At 32.2% G+C, this 13,291-nt stretch carries 15 protein-coding genes; 9 read left to right on the forward strand and 6 right to left on the reverse strand.

Going from position 1 to position 13,291, the window contains the following annotated elements; translation table 11 throughout:
* The first annotated feature begins 188 nt into the window (after window positions 1-188).
* From BLQ93_RS08555 to BLQ93_RS08575, 5 genes are all read left to right on the forward strand, one after another.
* Entirely contained in the window at window positions 189-371 is a 183-nt protein-coding gene (locus BLQ93_RS08555) for a hypothetical protein (protein WP_092129634.1), read from the forward strand.
* A 3-nt stretch (window positions 372-374) separates the two neighbouring features.
* Window positions 375-1,592, forward strand: a complete 1,218-nt coding sequence (locus BLQ93_RS08560) for an ArsB/NhaD family transporter (RefSeq protein WP_092129636.1) — start codon at window positions 375-377, stop codon at window positions 1,590-1,592.
* A 199-nt stretch (window positions 1,593-1,791) separates the two neighbouring features.
* Window positions 1,792-2,163, forward strand: coding sequence for a PepSY domain-containing protein (locus BLQ93_RS08565; protein ID WP_092129638.1), 372 nt, complete (start codon window positions 1,792-1,794; stop codon window positions 2,161-2,163).
* Between the two features lie 69 nt (window positions 2,164-2,232).
* Window positions 2,233-2,901: a response regulator transcription factor gene (locus BLQ93_RS08570; protein WP_025392316.1), complete on the forward strand. Its 669-nt coding sequence runs from the start codon at window positions 2,233-2,235 to the stop codon at window positions 2,899-2,901.
* A complete protein-coding gene (locus tag BLQ93_RS08575) occupies window positions 2,898-4,223 on the forward strand; it encodes a sensor histidine kinase (RefSeq protein WP_092129640.1) in 1,326 nt (441 codons plus the stop codon). The genes BLQ93_RS08570 and BLQ93_RS08575 overlap by 4 nt, the downstream gene beginning before the upstream one ends.
* Here BLQ93_RS08575 and BLQ93_RS08580 read toward each other — a convergent pair.
* From BLQ93_RS08580 to BLQ93_RS08590, 3 genes are read right to left on the reverse strand one after another with little or no spacing between them, the layout of a single operon-like run.
* On the reverse strand, window positions 4,220-5,014 hold the full coding sequence (locus BLQ93_RS08580; protein WP_143338726.1) for a hypothetical protein: 795 nt from the start codon (window positions 5,012-5,014) through the stop codon (window positions 4,220-4,222). The two genes, BLQ93_RS08575 and BLQ93_RS08580, sit on opposite strands and share 4 nt — an antisense overlap.
* 18 nt (window positions 5,015-5,032) lie before the next feature.
* Entirely contained in the window at window positions 5,033-5,377 is a 345-nt protein-coding gene (locus BLQ93_RS08585) for a hypothetical protein (RefSeq protein WP_092129644.1), read from the reverse strand.
* Between the two features lie 17 nt (window positions 5,378-5,394).
* Entirely contained in the window at window positions 5,395-6,399 is a 1,005-nt protein-coding gene (locus tag BLQ93_RS08590) for a HoxN/HupN/NixA family nickel/cobalt transporter (protein WP_092129646.1), read from the reverse strand.
* A 151-nt stretch (window positions 6,400-6,550) separates the two neighbouring features.
* On the opposite strand from BLQ93_RS08590, the gene BLQ93_RS08595 reads away from it, so the two are divergent.
* The 4 genes from BLQ93_RS08595 to BLQ93_RS08610 all read left to right on the forward strand — a co-directional run bounded on the left by BLQ93_RS08595 (window position 6,551) and on the right by BLQ93_RS08610 (window position 10,791).
* Window positions 6,551-7,120 carry a cytochrome c3 family protein gene (locus BLQ93_RS08595; protein ID WP_216818770.1) on the forward strand — a complete coding sequence of 190 codons (570 nt, stop codon included), beginning with the start codon at window positions 6,551-6,553 and terminating at the stop codon, window positions 7,118-7,120.
* Window positions 7,121-7,129: 9 nt separating this feature from the next.
* On the forward strand, window positions 7,130-8,605 hold the full coding sequence (locus BLQ93_RS08600) for a multiheme c-type cytochrome (RefSeq protein WP_216818771.1): 1,476 nt from the start codon (window positions 7,130-7,132) through the stop codon (window positions 8,603-8,605).
* A 148-nt stretch (window positions 8,606-8,753) separates the two neighbouring features.
* The gene (ccsB, locus tag BLQ93_RS08605) at window positions 8,754-9,707 is read left to right on the forward strand and encodes a c-type cytochrome biogenesis protein CcsB (protein WP_092129650.1); all 954 of its coding nucleotides are present in this window, start codon (window positions 8,754-8,756) and stop codon (window positions 9,705-9,707) included.
* Window positions 9,694-10,791, forward strand: a complete 1,098-nt coding sequence (locus BLQ93_RS08610; RefSeq protein ID WP_092129652.1) for a cytochrome c biogenesis ResB family protein — start codon at window positions 9,694-9,696, stop codon at window positions 10,789-10,791. The genes ccsB and BLQ93_RS08610 overlap by 14 nt, the downstream gene beginning before the upstream one ends.
* A 41-nt stretch (window positions 10,792-10,832) precedes the next feature.
* Here the strand turns inward: BLQ93_RS08610 and narI are convergent, their stop codons facing one another.
* The 3 genes from narI to BLQ93_RS08625 are packed head-to-tail and all read right to left on the reverse strand — an operon-like array spanning window position 10,833 to window position 13,290.
* Window positions 10,833-11,531 (reverse strand): respiratory nitrate reductase subunit gamma, encoded by a 699-nt coding sequence (gene narI, locus BLQ93_RS08615; RefSeq protein WP_092129654.1) that lies wholly within the window; start codon window positions 11,529-11,531, stop codon window positions 10,833-10,835.
* Window positions 11,518-12,012: a nitrate reductase molybdenum cofactor assembly chaperone gene (gene narJ, locus BLQ93_RS08620; protein ID WP_092129656.1), complete on the reverse strand. Its 495-nt coding sequence runs from the start codon at window positions 12,010-12,012 to the stop codon at window positions 11,518-11,520. The genes narI and narJ overlap by 14 nt, the downstream gene beginning before the upstream one ends.
* Window positions 12,013-12,015: 3 nt before the next feature.
* Window positions 12,016-13,290 (reverse strand): MFS transporter, encoded by a 1,275-nt coding sequence (locus BLQ93_RS08625; protein ID WP_092129658.1) that lies wholly within the window; start codon window positions 13,288-13,290, stop codon window positions 12,016-12,018.
* Between the last annotated feature and the right edge of the window lies 1 nt (window position 13,291).

Below are 13,291 nucleotides of genomic sequence, written 5' to 3' on the forward strand. Positions count from 1 at the left end.
TCTTCATCTGGAACTTTTCAAAGAACTTGTCATAAGCGACAGTTTTGTAATATATTCTAATTCACTCAGTTTGTCAAGGGGGGAGAGAAGAATTTAATAAAAAAATAAAAAATCTTTTTAAAAACAATTTATATTGAAATTTTTAACAATATAGCGTATACTAAAAGCAAAAAATGGAGGCATAAAAAATGAAAGAAAAAGTTATTGCGAAAGTAAAAAAAGAAAATGATAAATTACATTTGACATGCGAGGCTTTTGGTATCAGTGAGTACTGCATAGATGAAGAACAGGCAAAGGCAATTGTTGAATCAAAAGCACCAAAAAATGTTGAAATTGAATGGGTAAAAGATTATATTGAAAACGATAAGTAAAATTTGCACTACATACCAGCTTTTTTAATTATTTGTGTATTTGCCTTAAGTTTAGTTAAAAAAATAGGCAAATTTACTATACATATCTGGCAAATTGCAATTATTGCTGCATTTCTTTGTATCATTACAAATCAAATCAGTCTAAAGGTAGCATTTTATTCAATAAATTTTGATGTAATATTTTTTTTGTTTGGTATGTTTTGTATTGGTGTATCTATAGAAAAAAGTGGCCTTGCAAAGTTTTTTACCAACTATACTTTGAAATATATTAAAAATATTGACAGTTTACTTTTATTTATAATTTTATTTTGCGCTGTAAGCAGTGCCTTTTTAATGAATGACACAATTGCGGCCATTGTTGCCCCAATTATTCTTACATTCGCAAAAACTTTGCAAGTTAACGTAAAAAAACTACTCCTTGTAAGCATGCTTGCAATAACAATTGGCGCATGCGCAAGCCCAATAGGAAGCCCACAAAATATATTAATTGTAAGCCATATGTCAGCCAACCCATTTCTTTTGTACTCTAAGTACCTTGTTTTGCCAACAATTCTCAATTTAGTTTTACTTTTTTTGTATGCTAAATTTAGTTTTGAACAAAAAACTCTATATCCCCAAAATAAAATTGTAAAATTAAATGACAAAAACCTTGCTGTGCTTTCAATTTACGCAATTGTTGTTTTGGTATTTTTAGTTTTTTTAAAGGCTTTTTTTATCGAAGATATGCCTTTGATTTATATTTCATTAATACCTGCTACAATTGTCCTTTTACATAAAAAAAGATTTACAATTATAAAGAATGTTGATTATAAAACACTGGTTTTTTTTATTGGACTTTTTATTTTAATAAAAGCTTTTTGGAATTCAAATATTTTACAGGATTACATTTTAAGCTCCCATATTAACTTAACCTCAACATATGTCATATTTGCTCTTACAACAATCGCCAGTCAATTTGTTTCAAATGTTCCTCTCGTAACGCTTTATTTGCAGGTTTTTTCATCTTATCATTTAAGCTGGCAATCATACCTTGCTTTATCTGTTGCAAGTTCAATTGCTGGAAATATTTTCTTGCTTGGTGCTGCAAGCAATATAATAATTGCCCAAAATTTAGAAAAACACACAAATCAAACTATCACTTCTTTTGATTTTTTTAAATATTCAATAATAATTACTGCTATAAATGTTTCCGTTTATCTGGCTGTATTTGCGATAATTTGATTGGATTTTTGCTAAAGTGCTTTTATATTAACAGGATCCATTTTTTAACATTGAGATTCTACGCTTTTCTCAGAATGACTAGCCACAAATCGAATAGCACTTTTTTCGCTTTGCAAAAATTTATAAATTTTTAGCGTTCATATTCTGTTAATGTTGCATAAGTATAGTGTATTTTAAGATTTAAAATGGAGGTGTGTTTATGAAAAACACAAAAAAATTAGCGGCTTTGGCTCTTGGAGGTTTATTACTTTCTACATCTGCAGCAGGTATTGCAACAGCTAGCTCTCAACTAAATGGTTCAATCAAAATTACTCAAGACAATGAGGCTAACTATGCAAACCTGGCTAGTGTTAATATCGATCAAGCTGTTGCAAGTGCACTAAAGGCACAACCAGGTCAAGTCATTAAAGCAGGGTTAGAAAACGAGGATGGCTATTTAGTATGGGGAGTAGAAATTGCATCAAACAACCAAATCCATGAAGTTAAAGTTGATGCAAAAAACGCTAAAATTTTAAAAATTGAAAAAGACCAGCCAGACTCTCAAAAAGAAGGCATTGAAGAAAACGATTAATTGTTTTTTGGGGACACCTGTCCCCTTTTTTTCTTGAAAAATAAAAAAAGATGGGTTATTATGGCAAAAATGAGAATTTTAATTGTTGAAGATGAAAAAACTCTGGCTAATTTGATAAAACAGGGATTTGAAGAAGAAGGTTTTGCTGTTGATGTAGCATACGACGGTGAAGATGGCCTTTTTTTTGCACAAAACAATATATACGATTGCATAGTACTTGATATTATGCTTCCTGTAATCGATGGAATAACTATTCTAAAAAAACTAAGAGAACAAAACAATTCAACACCAATAATTATGCTTACAGCCAAAGATACTGTAAAAGATAAAGTACTGGGTTTGGATAGTGGATCGGATGATTATCTTACAAAACCATTTTCTTTTGAAGAATTATTGTCTCGCACTAAAGCAATTATAAGGCGCAGGTATGCAACGTCAAGTCCAATAATAATAATTGATGATCTTGAAATTGATACAGCAAAAAAAACTGTCAAAAGAGCAAATATACAAATTGATCTTTCTGCAAAAGAATATGCCCTACTTGAATATTTGGCTGTAAATAAAAATAAAGTTGTCAGTCGCTCAAACATAATTGAACATCTATACAATGAAGAATTTGATTTAGATAGCAATATTATAGATGTATTTATAAATAGAATTAGAAATAAAATTGATAGAAATTTTGATAAAAAGCTAATTCATACAATTCGTGGCATGGGATACGCTTTAAAAGAGTGAATTCTATAAAATTTAGGCTATTTGTATATTATTGCGCAATATCGTTTGTAATCTTTGGCATACTTGGTGTATTTTTATACTTTAGCCTTGAAGACATAGTATTAAAATCAATAGATAACGCTCTAATGACAAAAGCAAAAGCTATTGCAACACTAATTAGCGAAGACGAAGGTATTAATTTTAAGTTTTCCGATGAAATATTAAAAGAATATTCAAAACATTCAAAACATTACTTTCAAATTATACACGGTTCAAAAATTGTAGAAAAATCTGCATCGCTGAATGGCGAAAACCTCCCAATTGTGACAGAAATTAAAACCGTTAATTTTAAAAATGAACCAGTTCGTATAGTACCTTTTAACTTCAAAATAAACAGTAAGCAATTTACAATTGAGTGCGCACAGGATATTGATGATAAGATTGACTTACTTCAAACCTACCTTGGTATCCTTTCTATAGCTATTGTGGTGGCAATAATCTTGAGTGCTTTTGGTGGTTTAATCGTAGTAAATGCCATGTTAAAGCCACTCAAAAAAATATCACTGACAATAAGCAAACTTTCAGAATCAAACCTATCAAAAAGTCATATTGATGAAAATGTAGCCAATGAGTTAAAACCACTAGCAATAGCGTTTAACAAAACATTTGCAAGATTGGACAATGTTTTTAATAAACAAAAACAATTTGTAGCAGATGTTTCTCATGAATTAAAAACACCTTTAAGCGTAATACTTATGGAAACAGAAATGGCTTTAAGAAAACAGCGAAAGATAGATGATTATATAAATACAATAGATCAAATAAAAAATAGTGCTCTACACATGAAAAATATTATAGATACACTTTTAAAACTAATTTCAATAGAAAATACAAAACTTTTAGAAAAGAAAACTTGCGACATAAAAGAAATAATCAAAAAATCTATCTTTCTTTCAAAACAACAATTGGATAAAAGAAACATTGATTTAAAAATTAATGGAGAAACTTTTTTTATAGAGGCAGATGAAACTCTTATAACGGAAGTTTTTTTAAATCTAATAGATAATTCAATAAAATATAATAAAGAATCTGGTATTATAGATATCAATATTGATGCATCTAAAAAAATTGTGGAAATAATAGATAGTGGAATTGGTATAGAAAAAGAAGCGCTCGATAAAATTTTTGATAAATTTTACCGAGCTGATCCTTCAAGATCAAAAACAATTGAAGGCTTAGGTCTGGGCTTAAGCCTTGTTAAAGAAATTTTAGAATTGCACAAGTCAAAAATTAAAGTCGAAAGTAAGCCAAATATTGGTACAAAAGTAACGATTTATTTCTAAAAATCATATTGTGCACTCAAAAAAAGTTGTCTTGCTCTGGACGTTGTTATATGTTTTGATTGATTGTAGTATTGTGTAGAAAATAGATCGTATTCTAATCTTAGCGTAGTGGATTTTGTCAGGTTATAGCTAATGCCTAAAAACTTGCCGTCAGCTGATTGTATAGATTGGTTTGAGCTATTTAGGTCATTCATAAAATTGAGTTTATCAAAACCTCCATACAAACCCCAATAATCATTGATAGCATAATTTGCCTCTATGTTGTAAGCTCTAAAACGCCTTGCTGTATTTGCGCTTGAATAACAGCTTGGCACTTCAGTTTCGCTTTGAGTATCACCTGATTCAATAAGCCCAACATAGTTTGTTGCACCTTTGCCATAAACAAACTCAGATTGAAGCGTAAGATTTTTTATTGGCAAACTTACTCCACTGCCGTATACATAAGGCCAATGCGAATATTTTGAATTAATATAGATTTGTTGTGTTTCCAAAAATGAATAAAACCTTGCTTTTGAAGTTAAAAATGGAAATTCTATATCAAGTTTTGCACCAAAACCCGGCATTTTTGTCGAAATATTTTTTGATTTAATTTCGTCATCTGTTAAAAAGAAACGGTTAAGCTGCTCCAGGGCAACTGTTGGCTTTAGTATAAGTTTGTCAATTTCAAATTTACCATCAAGTCTAATCTGATCCATTCCAAAAGGCCATGTCTGGTTAAAGCCCGGCATAGCGTAATAATTATCTGAATATGTATTTAGCTCGCCAACCATATTTGCATTACCTACAAGCAAAGATAAATTATTATTTATTTAGTATTTAAAATACGCTTTTAAAAGCCACAATGTATTATTATCAGATTCAAAATCACTTTCTATGTTTGCTTGAATTTTGTCGCTTTTCACATCTAAACCAAGCTTTGTTGTGCCTGTGTAAGTCTGAAACACTGTTAATTGATTACCATTTTTTAAACCATTATATGCAGTGTTTGCTGGGTAAGTTGGAGGTGGCAGTGTAAAGTTGTTATTGCCCCAAACAAAATACTGCTTTATTGAACCATAAAGGTTAACGTTAGAATTACTGACTACATCCATAGCCATTGTCTTTTGCAAAAAAATTAACAAAAACAATAAACCCAAAAATATAGAATATTTCATAACATCACCTTTAAAATCTAATTAAGTTTAATCTTTGCAAGCGCTTTCTTGTAATAAATGTATGCTGACACCCAGCTTAATATTAAAAACCCAACAATACTTAAACCCAATTCACTAAAAGGGATATTCTGGACAAATACAAAAAAAGGTGATGTTAAATTTAACTCTGCAGAAAGTATCTGAATCCATTCAATAGTACCTACAAACAAAGCTACAAATACACTTGCTCCTGTTACAAATATATTAAAAAACAACTTTCTTATAACATCATTCATAGCCCAATCATAGACTTTCATCATTGCCAGACCATCAAGACTATCCATAAGGCTCATGCCTGCTGTGAATAAAAACGGAAATACAAGTATACTCCAGATTGGCATATGAGAGTTTTTTGCTAAAGCTGCAGAAATGCCAAGCACTGCAACTTCTGTTGCCGTATCAAAACCCAACCCAAATAAAAATCCAACAGGATACATCTGGTAGCTTTTGTTTATTTTTTTGTATAAAAAACCAAAAAACCTACCCATAAGACCACGTTTAATAAGTAAATCATCTATTTCTTCGTGTTTGATATTGCCTTTTCTGTATTCTTTTGATAAACCATAAAGACTTTTTACGACAAGCAGATTTAAAATCCCAATAATTGTTAAAAACAACGCTGAAACTACAGTTCCAAAAATATTTCCGAAGTTTTTCAAAAAATCCATATGCGTCTGAATTGTCCTTGCAGCTATTATTAGACCAAAAGACAGCAAAATCACAACCGTGGAATGCCCTAAAGAAAAAAACAAACCAACACCCACTGGTTTTTGGTTATCCTGTCTGAGTTTTCTTGTTACATTATCAATAGCTGCTATATGGTCTGCATCAAATGCATGCTTTAGACCAAAAAAATAAGCTAGCAAACCCAAACTTGAAAGAATTGGGTTTAGTTTAACAAGATAAAAAAAAGCACCCCATGCTACTAAGTTAAAAATAATAACAAATGCAAATAAAATATAAGTGCGTGACTTTAAAGGCATTTTCCCCCTCCTGATATTACTTATTTTTTGATTGTAATACTATATAATTACATTTTAATTGATTATTCATTACATATTTACTTTTTTGATACATCACAATTAAAAAAATACAAAAAAAATTGACATATATCAATTTTTTAATAGCAAATTTATGGCATATTGTTTAAAAGATTGTAATTTTGAGGTATTTATGCAAAATCAAACCAGGCCTTTAAAAGCTATTGTAATAGCTATAATTGGTATTGTCATTGGTGTTTTATTATCATTTGCAACTTACATTGGAGTTGAAAAAACAGCTGGCGAAAATTTTTGCGCATCGTGTCATTCAATGCAACCCATGGTTCAATCGTACACATTAGATGTGCATGGCGGAAATAATCAATTTGGCTTTAAAGCTCAGTGCACTGATTGCCATCTACCCCACAATAGTCTTCCAAATTATTTATTTACAAAAGCTAAAACTGGGCTTAACGATGTATTTTTTGAAACTTTTACAAATACTTCAAAAATAAATTGGGCTCAAAAATTAAAAGATCCAAATAAATATGTTTACGATAGCGGTTGTCTGAAGTGCCACAGCAATCTTAAAGAAGAATCTCTACAAAATCAAAGAGCATTTTTAGCGCATAGGGCTTATTTTGCAAAAACAACTACTCAATCATGTGTGGACTGCCACAGCAATGTTGGACACAAAGATTTAAAAGCATTTATTAAGTCTTAAGGGGGTTTTATGAAAAAAACATTGGTAATTGTAGGTGTAGTGTTTCTTTTGGTTATTGTTGGAAGTGCAAGCTGGTTTTTAAGTAAAGCAAATAAATCTCAAAACCAGATTATAGCTGAAAATCCAATCGTTTCGCAAAACAATTCAAATTTACGCTATGCTAATATTGCCTACAGTGAAAAAATTAATATGTCAAAAGGTAAAGGTGTAACAAAAGAAGCTGCCACATGTATAGAGTGTCACGCACAAAAAACACCTGCAATTGTACAGGATTGGTCTAAAAGCTCAATGGCACATGCTGGAGTTAGCTGCATTGATTGTCATGGTGTTTCAAAGGACAACCCTATGGCAAATCAAAATTGTCCTGGCGTAAAGGGCACAAATATTTATGTTAGCAAAATGGTATCACCAAAAACCTGTGCAAAATGCCACCCAAACGAAGTTAAAGAGTTTGAAGAAAGCGGTCACGCAAGAGCAGCTATCCATATAGTTGCGCTAAAGCCAGATCAGGCATTATTGGCACATGAAGATATGGGCATGCCACAGTATAAAGATGCGGTTTTACTTACAGGTTGCGCTCAATGTCATGGCTCTATTATTAAAATGGGTCCCAACCACGAACCCACTCAAGGCACATGGCCAAGTCATGGTATAGGTAATGTCTATCCAGACGGGGGTGTAGGAAATTGCGCATCCTGTCATTTTAACCATCAATTTTCTATAGCCCAGGCCAGAAAACCTTCGTCTTGTGCAACATGCCATTTAGGCCCTGACCACCCCGATATAGAAGTCTATGATAATTCAGTTCATGGTGCCCTTTTTGCAGCGCATGGTGACAAATGGCATTGGGATAGCCCTCCTGGTGCATGGATACCTGGAAATGACTATAATGCACCAACATGTGCTACATGTCACATGAGTGGTGTAAATGGATTGCAACCAACACATAATATTGATATGAGACTAAAGTGGAACCTATGGGCACCAATTTCAAAAGAAAGGACAGGTGGTTACGAAACTGCAGCTTTTGAATACATGAAAACAGGTAAATTTACAGCTGGTAATCCTTTAGCTGGAAACCCAAAAGGTCCACAAGAAGCAAGAAAAGAAATGTTACAGGTATGCGCATCTTGTCATACTACTTCATTTGCATCTAATTACATGGCACAAGCTGACAAACAAATAGAGCTTTACAATAAGTACTCTCACGCTGCAAGCGAAATGATTAATACTTTAGAAAAGAAACATTTAATGATGAAAGATCCCTGGGCTGATCCTGCATTTAGAACATACTATTACATGTGGCACCATGAGGGCAGAAGGATGCGACAGGGCGCTGTAATGGAAGGTCCAGATTATTCACATTGGCATGGTGTATTTCAACTTCAACAAAGTCTCAGGATTCTGCAGGCAATATATAACCAGCGAATGAAAGATGGCAAAATTGATCCAAATCAGATAGGCGGCGTTGGCATGGGTGAATAAACAACCAAATAAAAATCAAAGCTTAATATTAAGCTTTGATTTTTTTCTCAATAATTTTGTCATTGAAAAGTTAATTCAAAATTGTATAATGAAATTGAGGCGAAAGTAGTGCAAACGATTTTTAATATTAAAATTAAAGAGGTTTTGAATGTACTCTAATATTTTATCTATTTCTAATTTTGTTTATATTGCAAGTGCTTTTGTTTTAATCTTAAGTTTTATTGTAGGCAAAAAAAGTCTTGATGTTGCTGGAAAAAGCTTATTTGTTTTAGCGTTTTTTGTAGAGTTTTTATATTTCACACTTAGATTCATTGAAACTTACCAAAAAGGCTATGATTATCTACCTGTTACAAATGCATTTGAATCGTTTATTTTTTTTACGCTGTGCTTAGGTTTTTTGCAAACACTGATGATAAAAAAAGCCTCTGGTTTTATAGTCCTTTTTAGTTCAATTGTTATAAGTGCAACACTTCTAGCATTATCTATAGCTGGATTTAGCCAGCATATAGAGCCACTTATTCCAGCGCTTAAAAGCAACTGGCTTGTTGCACATGTTATAACTTCATTTTTAGCATATGCTGCATTTGCCATAAACTTTGTAGCAAGCTCATTTGTTTTGTACTCATCACAAAAACGCATTGACAAAATTGTTGGCTCAATAATGTTTGGAGGGATACTTAGCTTAATGTTTACAGCTGTTATTGTTAGCATAACTCATAGTAGCCCTTTGGTAGTAGGGATTGTATTTTTGGTATTAATTTCAACAATGTTATTTGTTTTAAGCTTTATACTAAAGCCATATACAAGCAAAGAATGGATTGAAAAACCGCTTGTGTTTGGGTTTGTACTGCTAACAATAGGCATTATTACTGGTTCAATATGGGCAAAATACGCCTGGGGTGGCTATTGGAGCTGGGATCCAAAAGAAACGTGGAGTTTTATTACGTGGATTGTATATTTAATAAATTTGCACTTTGCAAGAAAAAAAAAGAGTGCAAGATTTTTGGCTTATTTGGGTGTAATTGGTTTTTTGAGCGTACTTATTACATACCTCGGTGTAAATTTTGTATTGCCAGGTTTACATAGCTATGGATCAAATTAACATTTTTATTGACAAAATATATAATTTTTTAAAAAGTCTTACACTGGCAGTTGTTCTTCTTAGCTTGATAGCTTTTTTTAGTGCGATAGGCACAATTGCCAGTAATGTTAAATTTTTAAAAGATTTAGGTCTAGACAATGTTTATTACTCAAAATGGTTTTTATTGCTAATTGTATTGTTTGTAATAAATTTAGTGCTTTGCACGCTAAGTATGATACCATCTACAAAAGCACTATTTAGCCCAAAAGCACCAAATAAAATCTTTAAAAGCAAAAGAAAAGATACAAAAACACATTTAATCAATTTACTTAAATCAAAAAAACTCTATATTCAACAAAAAGATGATCTTATCGCAGCTTATAGATATCCAGTTAGAAAATTTGCCGTATATGGTATTCACCTTGGCATCTTTATTGTAGCTTTTGGTGCTTTGGTAGGCTCTATTTGGGGGTTTCGTGGTATAATGGAAATTCCACAAAATGAGGCTAGCAATATCGTAGTAACAAGAAATAACTACTTAAGTTTACCCTTTTCTGTTTATAATAAAAATTTTACTGTAAGTTTTTATCATAACAAAGATATACCATCTGAGTACAAAACTACAGGATACATTATTGATTCAACTCAAAAAATACCATTTAGTACAACAGTTAACCATCCATTTATACACAAAGGTATATGGTTTTATCAAGCAAGCTACCAGCTAAACCCACATGATAGTTTTATTATTTTAAACGTAAACAATTCCAGGGTTCAGCTGTATTTGCACAAGCCTGTATCTATTGACAATGCTCAGTTTTATCTAGCAAATTTGAGCTATTACAATTCAAAACCTATAGCTCTGTTGTATGTGGAATTGCCTCAAGGCAGTGCATCTGGGTGGATAAAACTTGGTGATAGTGCAAATCTTGGCCCAATAAATATTGTTTTTGAGCAAGCCAAAGAAAGCTATATAACTATACTAAGCGTTGCAAAAGATCCCGGCTCAAATATTGTAATTGTTGGTTTTATTATTATGATAGCAAGCTCAATGCTTATATTCTTTAAGTTCAGACGCAGAGTATACAAGGTAGAGCAAATTTAAAAAAAACAACAACCAAATTATATGGTTGTTGTAGCAATTATTTAATAAGTACTGTATCTTCTTACTATCTGCATTGCTCTTTTTGGATAAGAAAATACTATACTAAAGCCACTAAATATGTGTACAAGCCTACTAAATGGTAAAAGTAAAAATAATGTAAGTCCCATAAAAATATGTAACTTGTAAATAAAAGGCATACCGTTTAGATAGCTTGAAGCGTTTGCTTTAAATAAGACAATTGATTGGGCATAATTTGCAAAGTTAACAAGCCATTGGCCATCCTTATCCAACAGATAAGAATAAGGAACACTCATGAGTCCTGCAGCAACTGTTAATAAAATCCATAACAAAACAACAAAATCCATCGTTGTAGATGTATAGTATATATAATCATTAAAAAATCTTCGTATAATTAGCAAAAACACACCTACTATGCAAATTATGCCAGATACTGAGCCAGCATATATTTCTATAATTTGATGTGTTTTATCTGTTAAACCAAATAAACCAAAAATAAAATGTGGTGTCAATAGTCCACCCAAATGCCCTAAAAAGAGCGCAAGTATTCCTATATGAAAAAGATTATTAGCAACTCTTAGCTGATTTTTCTCTAAAAGTTCACTAGAGCTGGATTTCCAGTCAAGGGGCATATAAACAAATCTAAAAATACTTCCAAAAACGAAAATTGCTAAAACAATATAAGGGTAAATGCCAAACAAAAAATAATTAAGGTAGTTCATCTAAAACCTCCTTTTTACTCAACACTTCAAAAATTACACGATATGGGCTTTCAAATTCTTGTAGCTTTTTATAAATATTTGCCAGAATACTCTTGTAAGGTGCAATTTCTTCCAAGACTTCTTCTTTTTTAAGAAAAGATAGATACTCTAAATACATTGGCAAAAAATCAGGTGTATGATTTTGTTGCGGTTTTAAGCCTAACTTAGAGTATTTTTCAATAAAATCAAGCAACTTTTGCCCTTTTGTTTTATCATCTTTAAAATGCTCAAGCAAATACAAACTGCAAGATGGCGTTAAATCAAAAACAAAAGTATAGTGTTTTTGCTGATCTAATATGTCTATTTTTTCCATATAATCTAAAAGTGGCATCAAAAATTCCAGCTTATTTTTAACCGCAAATGCTCTAAATTCGCTAATGTAATTTGTTAATTCTTCACCTGGGTATAAAAGCAAGACACTAAAGAGCTTTAAAGTCTTCATTTTTTATGCTTTGGCTTTTAATTTTAAATAATATGCAATAGCAATTGAAACTACAGCAAGCACAACAAACACAATAAACCCTTTTGCATAACCAGCGCTTTTATATACTGCAACAAATTCCCCCATTATAGGCGGTATAACAAAACCACCAAACGCACCAAGTCCACCTACCCAGCCAGCAGCCCCGCCAACCGCGTCGCTTACGAGTTTTGGCACAAGTTTAAATACGGCTGCATTATTTACTCCCATGCCTATTGCAAGTACAATTTCTGATAAAATTGCAATACCTATTGAATTAGCTAAAAATAAACCTAAAGCACCAATACCCATAAGCGCAAGTGAAATAATTGCTGTATTTGCACCACCTATTTTATCTGCAATAACACCGCCTGCTATACGATTAGCAGAAGTCAAAATAGAATATAGAGCAGTCAATAACCCAGCATATACAAGGCTTAAATTAAAATAAGACTTCCAGTATGTAGGAAGCCAAGCAGTTAAAGCAACAAAACCACCGAATGTGGTAAAGTATAAAATTACAAGCAACCATGTATTAAAATTTTTAGCAGACAAAGTCAAACTTTCAACAAGGCTTTTTGATGGAAAGAGTTCTTGTCCTAAACTTTTTGCTTGCTCAATGGCCTTTTTTTCATCCAATCCTTTTTGTTTTAATTGAAAATAAGGCGCATTTTTACCTGTTGCATAGTACAAGATTGTTCCTATTACCAAAAAACCCAGCCAGATTAAATAAGAGTTAAATAAACCCAGTTTGTGTAGAGCTATTGGTAACAAAAAAGAGAAAATGCCAGGTGCCAGATTACCAACACCAGCGTAAGTTCCCAAAGCAAAACCTTGCTTTTGTTGCGGATACCAGTATGAAACCTGACTGATTCCAACAGAAAAGGTAGCAATACCGCTTCCACTGAGCAACCCAAACAACAATAAAAGCTCATACACACCGCTTCTTAAGTTATTAAACATAACCATATATATAACAATTGATAATCCTAATAGTCCAATAATAGCAATCAACATTAAAATCAAAAACGGTTTTCTGCCACCTGTCGTATCTACCCATGCAGAAAATGGTATTCTAAGAAGCGATCCAGATAAAGCAGGCATTGCAACAAGCAGACCTACCATCTGTGGTGTTAAGTTCAAAATATCTTTAAATTTAGCAGCAGTTGGTCCAAAAAGTGCAACAGCAGCAAAGCCGAAAAAAAATCCCAGAGTTGCGCCAAATAACCCCTGAGTGGGTGTCCCTTTAATATCGTTCATC

Origin of the sequence: Desulfurella multipotens (genome assembly GCF_900101285.1) — a bacterium.
Classification (GTDB): Bacteria; Campylobacterota_A; Desulfurellia; order Desulfurellales; family Desulfurellaceae; genus Desulfurella; species Desulfurella acetivorans.